18 protein-coding genes are annotated in these 21,035 nt (G+C 35.0%); 5 read left to right on the plus strand and 13 right to left on the minus strand.

All coding sequences use genetic code 11. From position 1 onward, the window contains the following. Positions 1-34 precede the first annotated feature (34 nt). The gene (locus tag Q0838_RS06455) at positions 35-1,237 is read left to right on the plus strand and encodes a glycosyltransferase (protein ID WP_298952549.1); all 1,203 of its coding nucleotides are present in this window, start codon (positions 35-37) and stop codon (positions 1,235-1,237) included. Here the strand turns inward: Q0838_RS06455 and Q0838_RS06460 are convergent. The 3 genes from Q0838_RS06460 to Q0838_RS06470 are packed head-to-tail and all read right to left on the minus strand — an operon-like array spanning position 1,224 to position 7,020. Beyond that, positions 1,224-2,747, minus strand: coding sequence for a cellulase family glycosylhydrolase (locus tag Q0838_RS06460; protein ID WP_298952551.1), 1,524 nt, complete (start codon positions 2,745-2,747; stop codon positions 1,224-1,226). The genes Q0838_RS06455 and Q0838_RS06460 overlap by 14 nt on opposite strands. Beyond that, complete coding sequence (locus tag Q0838_RS06465) at positions 2,744-3,982, minus strand: hypothetical protein (protein WP_298952553.1); 1,239 nt, start codon at positions 3,980-3,982, stop codon at positions 2,744-2,746. Before Q0838_RS06465 ends, Q0838_RS06460 begins: the two co-directional genes overlap by 4 nt. Then, the gene (locus tag Q0838_RS06470) at positions 3,979-7,020 is read right to left on the minus strand and encodes a hypothetical protein (RefSeq protein ID WP_298952555.1); all 3,042 of its coding nucleotides are present in this window, start codon (positions 7,018-7,020) and stop codon (positions 3,979-3,981) included. The genes Q0838_RS06465 and Q0838_RS06470 overlap by 4 nt, the downstream gene beginning before the upstream one ends. A 183-nt stretch (positions 7,021-7,203) precedes the next feature. Between Q0838_RS06470 and Q0838_RS06475 the strand changes: the two genes are divergently transcribed. After that, on the plus strand, positions 7,204-8,019 hold the full coding sequence (locus tag Q0838_RS06475) for a dolichyl-phosphate beta-glucosyltransferase (RefSeq protein WP_298952557.1): 816 nt from the start codon (positions 7,204-7,206) through the stop codon (positions 8,017-8,019). A 26-nt stretch (positions 8,020-8,045) separates the two neighbouring features. Beyond that, a complete protein-coding gene (locus tag Q0838_RS06480; protein ID WP_298952559.1) occupies positions 8,046-9,011 on the plus strand; it encodes a type I phosphomannose isomerase catalytic subunit in 966 nt (321 codons plus the stop codon). A 5-nt stretch (positions 9,012-9,016) separates the two neighbouring features. Here Q0838_RS06480 and Q0838_RS06485 read toward each other — a convergent pair whose 3' ends face one another. After that, a complete protein-coding gene (locus Q0838_RS06485; RefSeq protein ID WP_298952561.1) occupies positions 9,017-9,685 on the minus strand; it encodes a ZIP family metal transporter in 669 nt (222 codons plus the stop codon). Between the two features lie 85 nt (positions 9,686-9,770). Beyond that, the gene (locus Q0838_RS06490) at positions 9,771-10,934 is read right to left on the minus strand and encodes a THUMP domain-containing protein (RefSeq protein ID WP_298952563.1); all 1,164 of its coding nucleotides are present in this window, start codon (positions 10,932-10,934) and stop codon (positions 9,771-9,773) included. A 44-nt stretch (positions 10,935-10,978) separates the two neighbouring features. On the opposite strand from Q0838_RS06490, the gene Q0838_RS06495 reads away from it, so the two are divergent. Beyond that, positions 10,979-11,785 carry a class I SAM-dependent methyltransferase gene (locus tag Q0838_RS06495; RefSeq protein WP_298952565.1) on the plus strand — a complete coding sequence of 269 codons (807 nt, stop codon included), beginning with the start codon at positions 10,979-10,981 and terminating at the stop codon, positions 11,783-11,785. A gap of 109 nt (positions 11,786-11,894) precedes the next feature. On the opposite strand, the gene pyrF is transcribed toward Q0838_RS06495, so the two are convergent. Together pyrF and prfA are read right to left on the minus strand one after the other, a co-directional pair. Continuing rightward, positions 11,895-12,704 (minus strand): orotidine-5'-phosphate decarboxylase, encoded by an 810-nt coding sequence (gene pyrF / locus Q0838_RS06500; RefSeq protein WP_298952568.1) that lies wholly within the window; start codon positions 12,702-12,704, stop codon positions 11,895-11,897. 113 nt (positions 12,705-12,817) lie between these two features. After that, positions 12,818-13,894, minus strand: a complete 1,077-nt coding sequence (gene prfA, locus Q0838_RS06505) for a peptide chain release factor 1 (protein ID WP_298952570.1) — start codon at positions 13,892-13,894, stop codon at positions 12,818-12,820. Between the two features lie 63 nt (positions 13,895-13,957). On the opposite strand from prfA, the gene Q0838_RS06510 reads away from it, so the two are divergent. After that, positions 13,958-14,491 carry a peptide-methionine (S)-S-oxide reductase gene (locus Q0838_RS06510; protein ID WP_298952572.1) on the plus strand — a complete coding sequence of 178 codons (534 nt, stop codon included), beginning with the start codon at positions 13,958-13,960 and terminating at the stop codon, positions 14,489-14,491. Between the two features lie 34 nt (positions 14,492-14,525). Here Q0838_RS06510 and Q0838_RS06515 read toward each other — a convergent pair whose 3' ends face one another. The 6 genes from Q0838_RS06515 to Q0838_RS06540 form a co-directional block, all read right to left on the minus strand. Further along, the gene (locus tag Q0838_RS06515) at positions 14,526-14,816 is read right to left on the minus strand and encodes a GIY-YIG nuclease family protein (protein ID WP_366942024.1); all 291 of its coding nucleotides are present in this window, start codon (positions 14,814-14,816) and stop codon (positions 14,526-14,528) included. A gap of 188 nt (positions 14,817-15,004) precedes the next feature. Continuing rightward, positions 15,005-16,183 carry an AIR synthase related protein gene (locus Q0838_RS06520; protein WP_298952574.1) on the minus strand — a complete coding sequence of 393 codons (1,179 nt, stop codon included), beginning with the start codon at positions 16,181-16,183 and terminating at the stop codon, positions 15,005-15,007. Positions 16,184-16,514: 331 nt separating this feature from the next. Continuing rightward, on the minus strand, positions 16,515-18,701 hold the full coding sequence (locus Q0838_RS06525) for a glutamine synthetase III (protein WP_298952576.1): 2,187 nt from the start codon (positions 18,699-18,701) through the stop codon (positions 16,515-16,517). A gap of 116 nt (positions 18,702-18,817) precedes the next feature. After that, complete coding sequence (locus Q0838_RS06530; RefSeq protein WP_298952578.1) at positions 18,818-19,771, minus strand: calcium/sodium antiporter; 954 nt, start codon at positions 19,769-19,771, stop codon at positions 18,818-18,820. A 90-nt stretch (positions 19,772-19,861) separates the two neighbouring features. Further along, the gene (locus tag Q0838_RS06535) at positions 19,862-20,416 is read right to left on the minus strand and encodes a DUF421 domain-containing protein (RefSeq protein ID WP_298952580.1); all 555 of its coding nucleotides are present in this window, start codon (positions 20,414-20,416) and stop codon (positions 19,862-19,864) included. 203 nt (positions 20,417-20,619) lie between these two features. After that, complete coding sequence (locus Q0838_RS06540) at positions 20,620-20,853, minus strand: transposase (RefSeq protein ID WP_366942025.1); 234 nt, start codon at positions 20,851-20,853, stop codon at positions 20,620-20,622. Positions 20,854-21,035: the final 182 nt, after the last annotated feature.

The following is a 21,035-nucleotide window of genomic DNA, read 5'->3' on the forward strand; positions in this document are numbered from 1 at the left end:
TAACAGGATTCTACCTCCTTTAAAATCAATTATTATGAAATTAGCAATCGTTACCGCATATCCACCTAGTAAAGTCACTCTTAATGAATATGCTTTTCACCTAGTAAAACATTTTAGACAGCACAAAGAAGTATCAGAACTGGTACTCTTAACAGATGATATTGCTGCTGCGGCTGTGATTGATTTTAAAGAAGTAGGCTGTAAAGTAACCGTAAAGCCGTGCTGGAAATTTAATAGTTATGCAAATGTATTTTCTATTGCAAAAACAGTAAAAGCTATCCAGCCAGATATGGTATTGTACAATTTACAATTCATGAAATTTGGAGATAAGAAAATACCAGCTGCATTAGGTTTATTCTCTCCATGGTTAACTAAATTAATGAAAGTAAAAACTACGGTACTACTTCATAATATTATGGAAACGGTAGACCTTGAGAGCGCAGGTTTTACAACCAATAAAATCAAAAAAGGAATTTTTAATTTTATAGGAGAGTCTCTAACTCGTGTTATTCTTAAAGCGGATAAAGTTGTACTAACCATAAGTAAATATGTAGATATCTTAGAAGAAAAGTATCAAGCAGATAATTGTGTGTTGATACCACATGGTACATTTGAAATACCTGAAGAGCCTTCTTATGACTTACCTAGTGGATCTCTTAAGATAATGACTTTTGGTAAATTCGGTACATATAAAAAGGTGGAGAATTTAATAGAAGCGGTAGAGCAAGTGAGAACTCGTACAGGTCAAGATCTAGAAATAGTTATTGCTGGTACAGATAACCCTAACACGATAGGATACCTAGATAATGTAAGAGAACAATACAAAGAAGTGCCTAAAATTACTTTTACTGGTTATGTGGCTGAGCAAGATGTGCCTACTATATTTTCAGAAAGTGCGATGGTTGTATTTCCATACACTTCTACTACAGGTAGCTCAGGTGTATTGCACCAGGCTGGTAGTTATGGTAAAGCGGTAGTAATGCCAGACTTAGGAGATCTAAGTATATTAGTAAAAGAAGAAGGTTACAAAGGAGAGTTCTTTGAGCCAGAAAGTGTAGAAAGTCTAGCCAATGCTATTGAGAAGTTAGTGCTAGATACAAGATATAGAAAAGAGCTAGCACAAGCAAATTATAAAGCGGCCACCGCATTACCTATGTCTGTAATAACTAGAATGTACTTAAACGAATTTGGTATTGAAAAAAAAGTGACAGATTATCAAATGCCTATGGCAGTCTAGAAGATCTATTTTTAATGACATTGTAAGCAGGCTTTATACCTGTAGAGTCCATAATCCCAAAGTAAGCCTGTTTGTTTCTACGCCATGGAAGCGATCCTGCGACATCTTGGGGAATAGTATCAAAATCATAAAGAGTCCATAAGAGATAGTTAATGCTATCTCTTTTTTGGGTTTCTAAAAATTGCTTGTAAAAAAGAGCCTGGTCTTCCTTATCATTTCCATTAAATGTCCAGAAACCGTCATAACTAGGCAGTCCTATTTCTTGTAAAACTATCGGTTTTAAAGTAGTCTTTTTTAGTGAATTATGAGCTTTGCTCAAATCTTCTAGATCTTGATAATAATGATAAGATATAAAATCTACATCTTCTTTTAAATGGAGAGCAGCTTTATGAGTGGACCATCCTATAGTTACAGGATGTAAGGAGTCCAGTTGTTTTACAGCCTTAATGGTTTGGGATAACCAAGAAAGCACACGATCCTTACCACGGTTTTCAAAATCAAGATCGGGCTCGTTCTTAATATCCCAACAGAGAACCGCTGGATGATCTTTTAAAGAATTAACAATACTTTTAAGATGCCTATTTGTTAACGTCCAGTTGTTCATGTCATAATCTCCATAGAAATCAAAAAGAGTGATCATAACTTTTAAGTCGGCTTTTTGAGCCTGGTCTAGAAGAGTTTTTAACCTCTTTAATTTAAGATTATCTATAGCTGCTTTTCCTAAATCTTCATAACCTATAAATATTCTAATCGTATTTAACTTTAAGTCTTTGATTATCTCAAAATCGGCCTTAAGGGTTTCTTTTTTTATAGAATCATTAAAAGTGTCCCAAGGGTGTTTTTCTGGATAATAATTAAGCCCTTGCATTTTTTCTATACCTACAGGTGCGATTTGTGCAATGGATGTGTTTTGATGTGCGGCAAGTTTTTCAAAATGTCTCACACGCCAGAAACCATCTTCTAATAATAAAATGATTCTATAGTCATCATTAAATTCTCTTTGTGTTAGAAACACATGATCTTTGTATATTTTTTCTACTCCAGTGACCTGTCTGTCAGTAAGAACTGCCACCGTACCGTCTGTACTATAAAAATTGAGAGTAATGTGATGGCTCAACGTGGTAGACTGTATCGATATTTTTTGAGCAGCGTTGTACTCAATTAACGCATTTACTTTTTTACGAGCAGTTTCTGTATAATGATCATAAATACCATCTATGTTGTTGTTTTCTAGAGCTAGATTCTTAACATACCATGCGTCCAGATAATCTTGTTCTATTTTTTGTTGGTTTGCAGCCTCCATAGGTCTACCAGGGTTATTAATAGATACCCAGGTTACATCTGGTAGATAATAATCTGTACGTGCCACATCTAGATGCAACATCTTAGAACTATCTGCACCAGTGTTGAGGTAAGCAATAACCTGGCTTATTCCATAAATAACACCAGCGTTTAAAAAAATAAACACAGTGATAATAAAAATGCGGTATAGGATTTTATTTTTTTTCACTTGAGATCTATAGCTTTTAATGCAGTAACTCCTAGAGACGCCACTTTTAACTCATAGGTCCCTGGCAGTATAGTTTTTGAGTCATAGGTATGAGAGACTATTCCTTTTTTAGTCTTTAAGATAATTTCTTTGTCATTTAATTTAAGAGATACTTGTATGCCATCTGGTACTACTTGTCCTAGATAACTAGTTAAAGGACCTACAATTATAGTGTTACTTTCTTGTGGTTGTATGGTTATTTCTTTTAAAATGGATTGGAACTTTATTTCTATTTCTGGACTTTCTACCATGCCGGTAATGACTCCTCTTACTGTCCATGTAGAAGGTTTTTCTGGATGTAACGCTTTCGCGAAAGCGTAACCATTAACAGTACTTGCCGTAGTAGTCCATCTTTGATTAAAATTATCGGTCATAAAAAAGGTCACTATAGTACCGTCACTCATAACATTACCATTAGGGTCTTTAATTTGATCCGTTTTAATACTTATGATTTCGTTACCGTCTGCATAGTTGTGGTTGCTATCTTCATATATTTTAAAAGGTCTTGCGATATCAGGAAAAACATCTGCAACTAGTTCTGTTGAAGAGATATTATTTAACGTACTACCAGTGATCAACCTGCCAGTAATTAATGGAGAGTTGATTTTGTGCCATGTAAAACCTGCCGTTACTCTGTGTATCTCTTGCTGTATAACTCCTTTAAATTGATGTCGCATAGATACATTTGTGCCGTCAGGTAATAAATTATCCAGACTGTCTACCGGTATGCTTACTAGCATGGTGTAGTCTCTATTGTTAGCAATAATACTGCGTGGTCCCAAATAATTTTCTACCGTTTTTAAGGCATTTGTGTTTGAAAATAATTTAAAATCGCCTTTCTGTATGGTCTTACCACCAGCAATAAGTTGCCAGTTAATACGACCTGCATGTTGAGTGATTTCTTTTGGGATATTAATTTTAAATTGTTCGTTATCTAATTGAATAGGTAGCACGGTTGTACCATAAGTACCTGAAATAATAAACTCCAGTTGCTCCACGATATCGCGTACAAAAGATGTGAAATGAACTACTATTCCAGCATTAGTTACTACTTGATCTACTGGCGCTTTGATACTGCAATTATAAGTCGTAATCCTTTTTTCTTCTTCTTTTTGAGTAGCTGTAGAGCAAGAAAAAAGTAGAGCTATAAGAACCGTGACTATAAAAATAGGGACGTGTAGATTTCTTTTTATCATCGTGGATTACCTATATATGCGTTAGTACTTATAGAAATGTATGAATATGATAAGCCAGTTACAGGTATTAAAAACTCATCAGTTCCAGCTGTATTCCTATTAGGGTTTACCTTTACAGCAATACTTTTATTAGGCAATCCATTTACGGACACATTTAAAAGATTTGAAGATAAAAGTAATGGCTGTTCCATATCTGGTAGTTGTATGCTAAAGGACCTCTTGCGTTGTGGGCGCACACTTTCATCTACATAAACGGCATCTGTCCATAGCATTTCTTTAGATTCATTATAATAACTTATAAGTAGTTGAGGTATGGTTGCTGCTTCTATACTAGGATTAAATAAAAAACCTGTCAGTTTGCTGTTATTTATATGTATTTGAGACAGAGCAACAGCCTGATATAAATCGGTGGTCGCGACATTTGCTTTAACTTGTATTTCAAAAATTTCTGGCATTTCAAATGGCCTGTCAGGATCATTACTACTATTAAATTCGATTAAAAATGGAGTAGTCTCTTTGGCCAGTAATTTGTGTTTTACAATATCTTGTGCATTGTATCTAGCAATTTCTTCATTGAATTTATTATAAATAGCACCAGTTACAGCAATGTCTGCTGGAATATTATCTACATTCTGGATAGACCCAACTATATAAAAAGTAGTATCTCTTTGAATAAGTGATGCATTAACGACCTCTACCACTGGCTGTTTTAAAACATCTTCATGAAAAGTTTGCTCTGATGTTATTTTGCGTTTTCCATGATTAAAAAATCGCGTACCGCTCTCGAACATTAATTGATCTGGCGGGATGTCAGGATCTACGTTTTTAGGTATTATGTACCATTTGCCTTTCTCTTTTTTAATAGAAAGAGTGTCTCTAGTTTTAATCTCTTTAAGTGGTGTAATCCAGCTTATAGATGCCACACCTGTCGCAGTAAAGTTAGTTTGATCCATGACATTTACCGATATACTATCCATTTTTGCATAAGAGCTTAAAAGACCGTCTGTCACAGAAATTTCTAACATAAATTGCGAGATTTCTTTTTTACTCGATGGATCTATATAAGAATGTGCTCTTTCAAATTCTTTAAAATCTAGTGCGTCATAATAGGCAGTTACCACACTTTCTGGACTTATTTGTGCAGATTTCTTCAGGTAAAAACCGTAAACCATATACGCGATAAAAAATAGCATAACACCTATCCATAAAAGTGAAATACCGTATAATAATTTTAAGACTAATTGCGAGGTAGGTCTTACTGTAAAGTAAATGCGTTGTTTTTCTTTAGTATCCTTATAAGAATTGAACCACATACTACCTAGGTAAAGCAATATGGCTATAATTACTGTAGAAAACGGAATGATACCCCACATCAATTTTTGAAATAATGGAACATCATCTTTAGGTAAAATACTAGGTAAAGGAGCGATACCAGAGCGTTCCCAGACAGTTATGCCGTTTTCTAATAAACTAAGTCTATGCCACCCTGTAAAATAGAGTAGTGGATCATAAAACTTATCATTTGAGAAGACATACTTTAAATGAAATTTTTCTGGTACGGTAAGAAACTGCTGTAAAGATCCCAGACCTTCTATGCCTCTGTATTTTGAGTTTTCTAGACGTTCTACAGCCCTAGAAGTAAGCTCTGGTAATCTACGTGCAGAGTGATAGTTACCGTCTACTGTAGTGGCCTTAGTTTGTGCAGACAGCCATGCCATTTGATCTCCAAAACCTAGTGGTAGGTAACGCCACTTATCATGATCATCTTCATTTAAGAAGTTTACAATAGGTTGCATTTTTATAGGGTCTGGCTGGCTAGGTCTAAATTTACCTAGCGTCATGGTAAAAATAGCTATAAATATAAAAGTAACGGCTAGAAAACCGCCACTAGCTCTATGAATGACCGCGCCCCATTTTTTCTGTAATAACTCCTTATAATCTCCATCGGTAAATCGATAACAAAACTCGCCAAATGCCGGTAGAGCCATTATCGATGCCCATAAAGTAAATCTGTCTAGGGTAATAATGTTAAAAGCATTTTCTCCCAAAATCAGTAAAGGAATAGGCGTCGTACCACCGGTTCCTAAAACAAATAAAATGCTAAATGAGATTCCAAAAAACAAAAGCCTTTTACTGTAATAACGATAGAAGAAATAAGGAAGTAGTAACAATAAAATTCCCCATGGAATAATAAAGAATACCAGTCCAGAAGATGTCACTTCTATAAAACTATCTCTGGATCCATGCGGTATGGGTACTTGGGTTATAGGATTGTTTTTTGTATTGATCCAGTAGGGTAAAATACAGACTATTATTAGTATTAAAGAACATATACCGAATAGAATAATGCGTTTTAAGTGAGTCCATAACGCTTTCGCGAAAGCGAAAATAGTAACCTCATTATTGTTATCAACTTTTTCTCTAGCGGCATCCATCAATACCGTACCTATTAAAGGGAAAATGAAAAACACCATTCCAAAAATAGGTGTTACATGGTGAGATGTGACTGTAATAGCCAGTAATCCCAAAGACTTGAAAAGATATATTTTCTTACCAGTTTTTAACCATTTATAGATCTCTGGCAGCGCATGCATGAGAATGGAGATACCTATAACACTAGGTAACTGACCAAATATGTGTAACGTTTCTACAAAGCAAGATGAGAATACCGCCATGATAGCTGCATAACCAGCAACCTTTTCATTAGGAATAAGAACTTTGGTAAACCTATAAACACCGGTAATAAATAGAACTACACCTATTAATGCTATGGTAAACATTCCAAATTTTAAACCACCTATTAAAGAAAGCACTCCTATAGTTTGATGGACTAGTGGAGGATATCCCATAACAGTAAAGCCGGTATACCAGCTATAACTCCATGGCTCAAACCAGCTGGTAGCATAATGATTTGCAAAGAATAAATGAATCAATGCGTCATATGTCTTTTCTATAGTAAAGAACATAGAGCTACCATGGAATATAATTCCTAGTAAGACTGCGGTGATTAAATATTTATTGGTTTTTGAAGTCTGCATTATGAACTTGAAAAATAGTCATTCTTTCTACGATGTAAAGATAAATCTTTCGATAAATGGTCCGTCTATCGATGAGTGGTTTCTGTCTATGCTTAACCGTCACTCATCGAAAACACCTGATTTTTAACTATTTACCTCACTATGTTTGTAGTGTAATTAATGAAAAACCTAAATTTTACAAGTATGAAAACTGGAATTATTATCCCTTGTTATAACGAAGAAAAGAGACTGGACCAAGAAGCATTTGTTTCTTTTATATCTCAAAATGAAGACTACCATTTATGTTTTGTAAATGATGGCAGTAAAGACAACACGCTAGATGTTCTATACAAGATGAAAGAGCAAGCACCAGACGCTATAAGTATAGTAGACGTAAAAAAGAATTCTGGAAAAGCAACAGCGGTAAGAGCAGGAGCGAGATTTTTATATAATGAGTCCTATATCTCTTCTATAGGTTTTATGGACGCTGACCTTTCTACAGATTTTAGAGATTTTAAAGATCTGGTAAAAACTATGAAAAAAGAAAATAAGATCATGGTTTTCGGTTCTAGAAACTCTGGTGGGAAAAGCAAGATAGAAAGGAACTTTATGAGAAATGTATTCTCTAAGTTCATAAAGCAATTTATTCTATTGATTCTAGGTATGCCTATAAGAGATACTCAATGTGGTGCAAAAGTTTTTACTAAAGATATAGTACCAGTCGTATATCAAGAAGCTTTTTTAAGCAAGTGGCTGTTTGATGTAGAGATCTTTTTAAGACTTAAAAAACACCTAGGTAAAGATAATGTGATGAATAGAATTACAGAGCAACCATTAATGAGATGGATACATGTAGACGATTCTAAATTAGGTACTAAAGATGCTTTAATCATCCCTGGTAAGTTAACTCAAATATGGTTTAATTATAATTTATGGAACACAGATAACTCAGCAAGAGAAATTCACAACAATTCTTTTACAGTTAGCAATGCATCGAGTGAATATTCTATAGCAGCATAAATTTCTACTCTTTAAAATTATTTATTATGAAAGTATATCCTATCAAATTCGTTCCTATACTTCAAGAAAAAATATGGGGCGGTTCTAAACTAAGAACAGTTTTAAATAAAAAAGTCACAAGTGATTCTACAGGAGAAAGTTGGGAAATATCTGGTGTACAGAATAACATATCTGTAGTAAGTAATGGTGCATATAAGGGGCTTTCTATTGTAGATCTTATAGAAAATCATAAAGAACAATTTGTAGGAATGAAGAATTACCGCCACTTTGGTAATGAATTTCCACTATTAATTAAATATCTAGATGCAAGAACAAATCTTTCTGTTCAAGTACATCCAGATGATCAAATGGCACAGGCAGAGCATGATTCTAAGGGTAAAACAGAAATGTGGTACATCATGGATCATGAAGAAGATGCATACGTCATTAATGGATTTAAAGATGAAAAAATAACGACTTCTTCACTTAAAGAAATTACTATAAATAATGTAGAACAAATACTAAATACTGAGAAGGTAAGTAAAGGTGATTCATTCTTCATACCAGCTGGTAAGGTACACGCTATAGGAGCAGGTATTCTAGCTGCAGAGATTCAACAAACGTCTGATATAACATACAGAGTTTATGACTGGGATAGAGTAGATCATTTAGGTAATGAAAGAGAGCTACACATGGATCAATCTATGAGAGCTGTAAAAAGAAGAAATACTATTTTAAGCAATCATATAGATTTTAAGTCAGACACAAACGTATTAGCAGACTGCACCTATTTTACATCTACTATTTTAAATGTAAACACAGCGACGCAAATGGATTATACTAACAAGGATTCGTTTGTGATTTATATGTGTGTAGAAGGATCTTTTGAGATCACTATTAATAATCACACAGAAATGATAAGTGTAGGAGAAACAGTTTTAATCCCTGCAAATTCAACAAATGTATCTGTAAACACAAAGTCTGCAAAAATTATAGAAGTTTATATTAAATAATTACCTTAAAGTAAAAACCCTAAAACCGCACCTAGTAGCATCACCACTATTTTTGCTAGATTAAATTTATGCGCCTCACTAGCCTCTAGAATAAGTGTCGTAGAAACATGTAGCACAATACCAGCAACTATCGCCTTAATGGGTAACATAAAATCTTGTAGAAACTCTATATTTCCAGCAGCAATACTTCCTAATGGAGACATTGCTGCAAAAAATAAAAGTATGATAACGGCTTTGACTTTATTATAATTACTAGATAATAGAAAGGAAGTAAAAATAAAAGCAATCGGTATTTTATGAATAGAAATACCATATATCATACTATTCTCTCCTTGTAAAGGCATTCCTTCTAGAAATGCGTGCAAACACAAACTCCCGAAAAGCAAATAAGGAAACACAGGCATTTCTTTATTAATATGTAAATGTCCATGCTCTGCACCCTTAGAAAAGAACTCTAAAATAATTTGTAAAAACACACCACCCAGTAGATAAGCACCGTACCTGCTCTCACCACCTTCATATATCTCAGGTAAAAACTCGCTAGCTACAGCACTTAGTAAAAAAGCACCAGAAAAAGCGAGAAGTAACTTCATACGGTTTCTAGACTTTGCTTTTATTAATAAAGCAGCCACAAAACCGATTAATACACCGAGAAAAGGTAAAAGTAAATTCATTATATTTTACAAAACAGATTGAAATACAGTTTCAATTACTTTATCAATTTAAATAATTAAAGCTGTAGAGGTTTTAAAACTATTCCTATTCCTCTTTATCTTTTAATTTATGTATTTTCTTAGTCCCTTTATACATCTCATATTTAACTAGTCTTGCCTCGATTTTACCGTTATACAATTGGATTTTACGAGATGGACGCAACCCTACAAATTTAAGAGCCTCCATATTACCAGTAATCATCCATGCGGTAGACCCAGCATAACGTTGCTTTAAAGTATCACCTATTTCTTTGTAAAACTCTTCAACATCTACAGATATACGCTCATCATACGGTGGATTAAATAAAATAAAAGCACTCGCACTTTGATGATCTCTAAAAAAATCTCCCTTCTCTACCGTTATAAAATCGCTTAAATTTGCATTTTTTACGTTCTCTATAGCTTTTTCTACCGTGTAACCATCTGCATCACGAGCGATTATTTTACCATCGAACTCGCGCATTTTCTTTAAACAGCTTTCTTGAATGTTCTCAAACAACTCATTATTGTAATCTGGCCATTTTTCAAAACCAAATTCAGGACGGTTTATATTAGGCGCAATATTAGCCCCTATCATAGCAGCCTCGATAGCGATCGTACCACTACCACACATAGGGTCTATAAAAGTAGAACGTTGATCCCAGTTACTTAATAATATAATACCAGCCGCTAGCACTTCATTAATCGGTGCCTCGTTAGTCATATTTCTATAACCACGCTTGTATAAAGGATCGCCACTTGTATCTAGAGATACATCTACGTTTTGGTCATTTATATGCACAGAAATTCTTAAATCAGGATGCTTAGTATCTACATCTGGACGTTGTCCTGTATTGCGACGTATTTGATCTACTATAGCATCTTTAGTCTTTAAAGCCACATACTGACTGTGGTTAAAATACTGTGACGCTATTGTACCATGAACAGCAATCGTGTCATGATGTGTTAAATGTTTAGACCAGTCGTATTGATAAATACCGTCATAAAGATCTACCTCATTACGCGCTCTAAAACTATAAATAGGTTTTAAGATTCTAATAGCGGTACGCAACATCATGTTTGCTTTGTACATAAAACCCTGGTCACCAGTAAATTCTACCATACGGACACCACGCTTTATATTCATGGCACCTAGTTGACGCAACTCTTTTTCAAGTACTTCTTCTAGGCCAAAAAGCGTTTTGGCAATCATCTTAAAATTTTGAGACATTTTCGTGAGATTTGAACGGCAAAATTAAGGTATTTTTGCGGTCTATGAGCAATGTAAACACATCAGATCAATGGTTCGCTAGTTGGTTCGACACACCGTATTATCACATCTTATATAGAGATCGCGATTACACAGAGGCTGGACAGTTTATGCAGCGACTTACACAGCGTTTAAAGTTGAGTAAAGACGCTCATATCATGGACTTAGCCTGTGGTCGTGGACGACATAGTATGTATCTTAATAAATTAGGATACCGTGTAACTGGTGTAGATTTGAGTGATAGTAGTATCGCTTTCGCGAAAGCGGAATTAAGAAAAACCACTTCTACACCTTCTATTAATGAAGAAAATAAAAATTTAAACCCCATAGACGCATCTCGTATCGAGTTTCATGTGCACAACATGACCGTTCCTTATGACCAGACTTTTGATGCTGTTTTTAATCTATTTACCAGTTTTGGGTATTTTGATGACGCGACAGATAATTTAAAAACGATAGAGGCCATTAAGTCCAACTTAAAACCAGGTGGATATGCGGTTATCGATTTTATGAACGCACATTATGTAGTAAAAAACCTGGTAAAAGAAAACTCTAAAACAGAAGAAGGAATCACCTTTCATAATTCAAGACGTTTTGAAAATGGCTTTATTTACAAAGACATAAAATTTAGAGATAACGATCATGATTACCATTTTACTGAGCGAGTAAGTGCATTAACCTTAGAAGATTTTCAAAGTTATTTTGCAGCCGCAGGAGTAGAGTTAATAGATGTGTATGGTAATTACCAGTTAGAAGATTACGATCAAGAATCTTCAGATCGATTGATTATGATTTTTAAAAATATAAACTGAAGTTAGAGGTTAATTCAATTATAAACGCATTACATAATCCCTATATTTAATTCTTAACCGAATTAAATAAGGGATTATGCAATGTTGGAATTTTTTATAAGACTATTTCCTATATCAAATCAGCCATTTGTTGCTGTAAATCGAGAGCTTTTGCTCTTGCAGCATCAGCAAAGTCACTACCATTAGAAGCATAAATAATACCACGAGAAGAGTTAACGAGTAGTCCTACTTGATCATTTTTTCCATATTTTACAACTTCTTCTAGAGATCCACCTTGAGCGCCTACTCCAGGAACCAGTAAAAAAGAATCTGGAACTATTTTTCTGATGTCTGCTAGATATTCTGCTTTTGTAGCACCTACTACATACATTAATCTATCACTATTCTCGTATTGAGAAGCTGTTTTAAGAACCTCTTGATATAGAGGTTTTCCATCTATAGTTTTGGTCTGAAAATCAAAAGCACCTTGATTAGAAGTAAGCGCTAGTAAAATAGCAAACTTATCATTAAAGGCCAGAAACGGCTCTACAGAATCTTTTCCCATGTAAGGAGCAATCGTTACACTATCAAAATTCAAGTCTTCATAAAAAGCCTTAGCATATCTAGTAGAAGTGTTTCCTATATCACCACGTTTAGCATCGGCTATTGTGAAATGATCTGGATAATTCTCGTTGAGGTAACGGATGGTTTTTTCTAACGCGATCCACCCTTTAACTCCATAAGCTTCAAAGAAAGCCGTGTTGGGTTTATAAGCAACACAAAGATCATGAGTAGCATCTATAACTGCTTTAGAAAAGGCAAAAATAGGATCTTCCTCTTGCAGTAAATGAGCTGGTATTTTTTCCAGATCAACATCTAGGCCTACACATAAAAAGGATTTCTTTTTATTGATTTGAGAATGAAGTTTATCTATGGTCATAGAGGTAGTTATTTCGGCAGATGCGATCCGCCCTTTACTGAGTTTGATGGATGCGATGCGTCAATATTGGTATATATGAACTGAAAATATGTTTCGGCGCATGGCATGCGCCGTTATAAACCTTCATCAGTCATTTTTAACTTCTCGGTATTATCTACCAGTTGAAGCTCGTCGATGATTTTTTGAATATCACCATTGATAATGTTATCTAGATCATATAAAGTAAGGTTGATACGGTGATCTGTAACACGGCCTTGTGAGTAGTTATAAGTTCTAATTTTAGCACTACGGTCACCAGAACTCACCATGCTTTTACGCTTTTCAGAATCGGCTTCCATTTTCTTTGCAAGCTCCATTTCATATAAACGAGAACGTAAAACCTTTAAGGCTTTTTCCAGGTTTTTATGCGACGATTTTTGATCTTGACAACTCACGATCATACCAGTAGGCTCGTGGTGTAATTTTATCGCACTATAAGTAGTGTTTACCGACTGTCCACCAGGACCTGTAGAAGTAGTACGTTCTATACGTACTTCTGTCATGTCCAGTTCTACGTCAAATTCTTCGGCCTCAGGAAGTACCATTACCGTAGCGGCACTCGTGTGTACACGACCTTGAGTTTCAGTCTGTGGTACACGTTGTACACGGTGCACTCCAGCTTCAAACTTGAGTGTTCCATACACATCTTCACCATTTACTTCTAGAATAATTTCTTTATAACCACCACTAGTACCATGACTGGTATCAACAACACTCGTACTCCAGCCTTTACTAGAACAGTATTTTTCATACATTCTAAATAAATCACCAGCAAAAATACTCGCCTCATCACCACCAGCACCAGCACGTATTTCCATTACTGCATTCTTTGCATCTTCTGGATCTTTAGGGACCAGCATCATGCGTATTTCTTCTTCAAGAGCAGGAATAGCTTCTTTTGCTTCATCCAGTTGCATCTGTGCCATTTCAACCATATCAGCATCGCTACCGTCTGCTATGATTTCTTTTGCCTCTTCAAGATTTGCAGTTAATTCTATATAAATCTCACGTTTATCCATGAGATTTTTAAGATCTTTATATTCTTTAGTCAGTTGCACGTATCGTTTTTGGTCAGATATAATATCTGGTTGAATGATTAGGTCGTTTACCTCGTCAAAACGATTTTTTACAATATTTAATTTATCTATCATGGTCTATTTCAAGTGTCGCGAAAATACGGAATTTGCTCGTAATTTTAAACTATAATCTCGCTTATGAAATCAATAGTAAAATTAGGTCTGGGCGGTGGCTGTCATTGGTGCACAGAAGCTGTTTTTCAATCTGTTGCTGGTGTGATAAGAGTAGAACAAGGTTATATTTCTAGTATGGCGCCTTTTGAAACAAAAAGTGAAGCAGTAATCGCGCATCTTACTGATTCTGTGAATCTAGAGATGTTAATCGATATACATTTACAGACCCATTCTTCCAGTAAGGAACATAGTAGACGTGACGATTATCGCAGTGCTATTTATTATTTTGATGATGATATGAAAAGTAGGATAGAGGATATTATGATCTCGCTTTCGCGAAAGCGGAACGAAAAATACATTACTCATATAATTCCGTTTTCATCTTTTAAAGCCTCGCGAGAATCGATACAGAATTATTACAAAACGAGACCGGAAGCACCGTTTTGTAAACGATATATTGAGCCGAAGTTGAAAATCGTGGTGGAGGTATTGAAGGATTATGGAGATGCGCAAATAAATAGACAGGTCGATAGTCAATTCGAGCGCAGTCGAGAATGATTTAATAAAGAGTTGTTACTAATTAAAGAAAGACCTAAAACTCCTTAATAGCGGTGTCGATTTCATGCTTTGTGGGTTGATACTTGTGTTGAGTCATATTCCTGCATTCTGCAAGAATTTGTATGGTGTCAAATTCTCTGTTAGCTAATGCTCGTTTTTTTGCAGCACTCCATTTCTTGATTTTCTTTTCGTAATAAATGCAATACCGTACATCTATAAAACGCTCTCTATAAATCAGTTTTAGTGGCCTTCTTTGCAAAGTGAAGGATCTAGGGTTTTTACCCATATGGTGTTCTTCCAGACGTCTCTCAAGATTATTAGTCATTTCTGTGTATAACAAGCCATCAGAGCATTCAAGATGTAAAGATGGTAGTATTTCATCAATAAAGCTTTTAGACTAGTAATCGTTCTCGACTGCGCTCTAACTGACACCGAATGATGTCAGTTAGAGCCTATCGACAAGCTCAAGACAGTCTGTATTTGAGAATGTTTCAAACGTATAGAGTGATTTTTTTAATACTCAAAAACCCCAAACTCACTATCGATAGTAAGTTTCTTAGAGTTTGCAGTTTCTACACGACCTATGATTTTTGCGTCTACATTAAATGATTTTGAAATATCTATAATTTCTTGTGCAATAGATTCATTTACATAAAGTTCCATACGGTGTCCCATGTTGAAAACCTGATACATCTCTTTCCAGTCAGTACCAGACTCTTCTTGTATCATTTTAAAAAGAGGTGGTAATTTAAACATGTTGTCCTTAATGATGTGCAGGTCTTTTACAAAATGTAAAATTTTAGTTTGAGCACCACCAGAGCAGTGTACCATGCCGTGCAAGTCTACTCGATTTACACTGCTTAATATTTTTTTAATGATAGGCGCATAGGTACGAGTAGGAGATAGGACTAATTTACCAGCATCTAGCGGGCTACCTTCTACAGCGTCAGTTAGGTTTTTTGAACCAGAATAAACTAGATCTTCTGGAACGGCTGCATCATAACTTGCAGGAAATTTATCTTTAAGGGTTTTATTAAAAACATCGTGTCTAGCGCTGGTAAGACCGTTAGATCCCATGCCGCCGTTATACTCATTTTCATAAGTAGCCTGTCCAGAACTAGAAAGTCCTACAATAACGTCACCTGCTTTTATGTTTGCGTTATCTACTACATCGCTGCGTTTCATGCGTGCGGTAACGGTAGAGTCTACGATAATGGTTCTTACTAGGTCACCGACATCGGCCGTTTCTCCACCGGTAGAAATAATTTCTACGCCGTGTGATTTTAAATCGGCTATAAGTTCTTCTGTACCGTTTATAATAGCGCTAATTACTTCTCCTGTAATGAGGTTTTTGTTTCTTCCTATAGTGCTAGAAAGTAGAATATTATCTGTTGCGCCTACACAAAGTAAGTCGTCTACATTCATTATTAAAGCATCTTGAGCGATTCCTTTCCAGACCGATATGTCTCCAGTTTCTTTCCAGTACATGTAGGCTAGACTGGATTTAGTCCCTGCACCGTCTGCATGCATAATGAGGCAGTGATCTTCAGATCCTGTTAGAGAATCTGGTACTATTTTACAAAAAGCCTGTGGAAACAGTCCTTTATCTACGTTTTTTATCGCGTTATGTACGTCTTCTTTGCCAGCGCTTACACCACGCTGCGCATATCTTTTAGAAATGTCTTGGCTCATATGGCAAATTTACTATTTACAAGCAATTAAGAGCTATTAACTTTTAAGTATTAAATAAAAAGTATGAATAGGTTGTTAAGAAATATGCCAGTCAGATGGTGCTATTTCAAAAATTTAAAGAACATCCACTCAAAATATTGCAGCTATTTTTAAAGCTAACAAAGTAGATGAGACATACTTCACCTTTTTCTATCGTATTTATAGTCTGATTTTATGGTCTGACTTCTTATTTTGATTATTGTTTTTTCGTTCCCGCTTTCGCGAAAGCGAAACATAAAAAAGCCTCTAACAATTAAATTAGAGGCTTTTAAATCATTTATTAACTAGTTGATTAACGAGTAAATAATAACTCACGATACTTAGTAAGTGGCCATAATTCATCGTCTACTAATAATTCTAGTTTATCGCAGCTGTAACGTATCACGTCAAAGTAAGGTTTTACGTTATCGCAGTATTGAGCAGCAGTTTCTTCAGCATTTTTAGCTTTGTTTGCTTTTTTACGAGCATCAGTCATTTCTGTAATTCCCTTGTTGATTTTCTCAATGTGTTCTGAGATATCTTCAATAAGCATCATTTGCTCTTTTGCATACTTTTTAAAGTCTTTACCATAGATTTCTTTTAAACCTACTACGTTTTCTATCAATCTATTTTGATATTTAACGGCAGTAGGAATCACATGATTACGAGCGATATCGCCTAAGATACGTCCTTCTATCTGGATGCGCATCGCGTATTCTTCTACTTCAATTTCATAACGAGATTCTGTCTCTACCTTACTCATGATGTTTAGGTCTTCATAAAGCTTTATAGTTTTCTCAGAAACTTTTGCTTTAAGAGCGGTAGGAGTCGTTTTATTGTTGCTTAGTCCTCGTTTTTCTGCTTCTTTTTCCCATGCTTCTCCATAGCCATCTCCTTCAAAACGTATTTTCTTAGATTGCTTAATGTACTCACGTAATACGTTAAAGATAGCCTCATCTTTTTTGAGCTTTTTATCCTTAATAAGTGCGTCTACTTCTTCCTTAAACTCGATTAATTGTTTTGCAACTATCGCGTTAAGAACGGTCATAGGATTTGCACAGTTTGCGGTAGAACCTACGGCACGTAATTCAAATTTATTCCCTGTAAATGCAAATGGCGACGTACGGTTACGGTCTGTATTATCAAGGATTACTTCTGGAATTTTACCTACTACATTAAGTTTAAGGTCTGTTTTCTCTTCTGGAGAAAGTTTTCCGTCGGTTACTTTTTCTAATTCGTCCAGAACCTTAGTTAATTGAGAACCTATGAACACAGAAATAATTGCTGGTGGTGCTTCATTTGCTCCTAAACGATGGTCGTTTGATGCGCTTGCTATAGTTGCTCTAACTAACTCTTCATTATCGTGTACCGCTTTTATGGTATTTACAAAGAAAGTTAAGAACTGCAGGTTCTTCATAGGTGTGCTACCTGGAGATAATAAATTTACACCAGTGTTAGTAGCAAGTGACCAGTTATTGTGTTTTCCAGAACCGTTTACTCCTGCAAATGGCTTTTCATGGAACAAAACTTTAAAGTTGTGACGTGAAGCTACTTTTCTCATCACATCCATTAATAAAGAGTTGTGATCTACTGCAAGGTTTGCTTCTTCAAATATAGGAGCAAGCTCAAACTGGTTAGGGGCTACCTCGTTGTGACGTGTTTTAACAGGTATACCTAAAAGCATACATTCTGTTTCCATATCACGCATATAATTTAATACTCTGGAAGGAATAGAACCGAAATAATGATCGTCTAATTGCTGTCCTTTTGCAGAGGAATGTCCTAATAGGGTACGACCAGCCATTTGTAAATCTGGACGCGAGTCTGCTAGGGCAGCATCTATTAAGAAATATTCTTGTTCCCATCCTAATGTGGCAACTACCTTAGATACGTTTTTGTCAAAGTATTTACATACATCAGTTGCTGCTTGATCTACTACTTGTAAAGAACGTAGTAGAGGTGTTTTGTAATCTAGAGCTTCTCCTGTGTAAGCGATAAATACAGTAGGAATACAGAGCGTAGTTCCCATAATAAATGCTGGTGATGTAGGGTCCCAAGCGGTGTAACCACGAGCTTCAAATGTGTTTCTTATTCCACCATTAGGGAAAGAAGAAGCGTCTGGTTCTTGTTGAACTAGCTGTCCACCACCGAATTTTTCAATCACTTCACCATCCATTTCTAATTCAAAGAAAGCATCATGTTTCTCTGCAGTACCACCAGTAAGTGGTTGAAACCAGTGCGTGTAGTGAGTTGCACCATTATTGATAGACCATTCTTTCATTCCTGTAGAAATATGATCTGCTACTTCACGGCTTATTTTAGTACCGTTTTCCATAGCGTCTACGACGCTTTTGTAAGCTTGCTTAGTTAAGTGCTGGCGCATCGCATATTTATTGAAAACATTCTTACCGAATATTTCACTGCGACGTTTAGGTTCATTCACTTCAATAGGCTGGCGATTGAGTGTTTCTTTTAAGGCATTAAATCTTAATGTAGACATGATGTGGTGTTATTTTAATAAAATACACCGTAAAAATAAGTATAATAATTAATACACCCCTTATTTAAATAGGGTATTGATATAAAATTACAGTTAAATTATGTCTATGTCCTTATTTATGCTAGGGTCTGAAATATTAAATAAACAAAAAGTATATAGGAGATCATTAAAAAGATTCCTTTGAATCTGCCTATGGAATATGTCTTAGGTATAAATGCTAGAGGAAGCATAATAAACGCAAAACCTAGCATCCAATATATGTCATTAGTTATAAGTCCAGAATTCTCACCGCTTATCTTTATAGGCTGTATAAGAGAAGTTATACCTAGTACAGATGCTATATTGAAAATGTTAGAGCCTATTAAATTACCTAGAGAAATCGCTTTTTCTTTTTTAAGAGCCGCTATAACAGATGCTGCTAGCTCTGGAACAGATGTGCCGATAGCGACCATAGATACTGCAATAATACTTTCTGGAATTTCTAGACTCTCTGCTATGTCAACAGCTCCTTTTACCAGTAATTCAGATCCTATCCATAAGGCAGCGCCACCTAAAACTAAGAATAGAAATATTTTCCACCATTTAGATTCTTCCAGATCATCATCTATAGCTACAGCTTCTGGTGTTTTACGAGCTCTTCTTATCAATAGGACTAAGAAGACTATTAGTAATACTAATAAAGAAGTACCTTCAAATCTATTGATATCGTGATCTAAAAATAAGAATACGTAGAGCAATAGGCTGAAGATAATCATCCAAGGCCAGTTGAATTTAAAAAAATCTTTGTCCATGGCTAGGGGAGCGATTAACGCTGTTACTCCTAGTACCAGTCCTATGTTTGCAATATTAGAACCGATTACATTACCTAGTGCAATTCCAGAAGAGCCGTCCATAGCTGCTTGTATACTTACTATAAGCTCTGGAGCACTAGTAGCAAAGGATACAACGGTTAACCCAATGATCATTTTTGATAAACTAAGTTTAAGAGATAATCCTACAGAAGACCTAACCAGAAACTCTCCACCTGCTACTAATAATATAAAACCTAGAAATAAATATAATAAACTCATTAATTCAATTTAATGCACAAATGTACAGCAAAAGAAAATCGTTGTATGGATGAATTCCTATCTAGTTGACAAAGTTGTTTTTATTTTTAATTAAGATCGTCTTACATCTTCCATTATATAGTCCTCTGGTTCTTTATTTTCTGAGGTGTGAATCACGCTTACGTCGCCTGTGGTCTCTAGTATTACAGCTCTTACCTCGCTCAATCTTAATACGTTTGCTTCTCTTAGTTTTCCTCTTAATTCGTTTTCGGTAACTTTAGTCTTTTCTAAATTTTTATATAGTACTTTACCATTTCTCATTAATAGCATAGGAGAGTTATCAATAACTTCTTCTACGGTCTTACTATTAAAAGAGAACCATGTTATTAAGTAATTAAATAGGTAGAAAATACCTATAAGTAAGGCGCCTACAAAAAGAGAAGGAGAGCTAGTTGCGGCGCTCATAGCTAGTAAATTTCCTATTGCTACGGTATTTAAAAAATCAAAGCCAGTCATTTTACTGAAGCTCTTAAGACCAAAAATTCTAGTGTACAGAATTATAAGTGCATAAATAGTTACGGTTCCTAATATCACCTCTGGCATGCTATCTAAATCTTTAGTGAAATGATCCCAATTAATTCCCATGTTTTTTTTATTAAAATACATATTATTAATGGTTTGAGTTTACTTTTTTGAGAATTTTAAGAATACAAACAGTATCAACGAGTTTTAAAGTCTAATTAAATAAGGTGTTAGTTTACATTATTAAAGCTCTATCAGTTTTTATAAAACCTTATCGAGCGCTCATAGGGAGCGCTTGTTTTACTTAGAGATAACCTATAGCTTGAGATAAAGACTATTATACCAATTTACTTTTGAAAAGTCTCTATGAAAGCATTTTTATAATGATGATTACTAGTTATTGATTTTATGGTCTGGCTACTCATACTAACTACTGTTGTGTGCAACCATTTTTTCAGTTCTCCCATGGATTCAAAGCGTTGGTTTTTAAACCTATTTTTTATGTACTGCCATACTTGCTCACAAGGATTCAGTTCTGGATTGTATGGTGGAATTCTTAGTAACCTGAGTTCGATTAATATTTAAGTAGATGTTTCTAGCAAAAAAGATAGATTTTTAGTAAATTAAAGTGTTGATTTTCAATTTATTGATCTAAAAACCTATCTATGATAATCTACTCTAAAATCACTGAAATCTTTTGTCTTGTTGATGAATTTTGTAAAGAATATGACCAAATAGTTGATAAACACCTTTTAGGTAATCC

This window comes from uncultured Nonlabens sp., assembly GCF_947495285.1.
Taxonomy (GTDB): domain Bacteria; phylum Bacteroidota; class Bacteroidia; order Flavobacteriales; family Flavobacteriaceae; genus Nonlabens.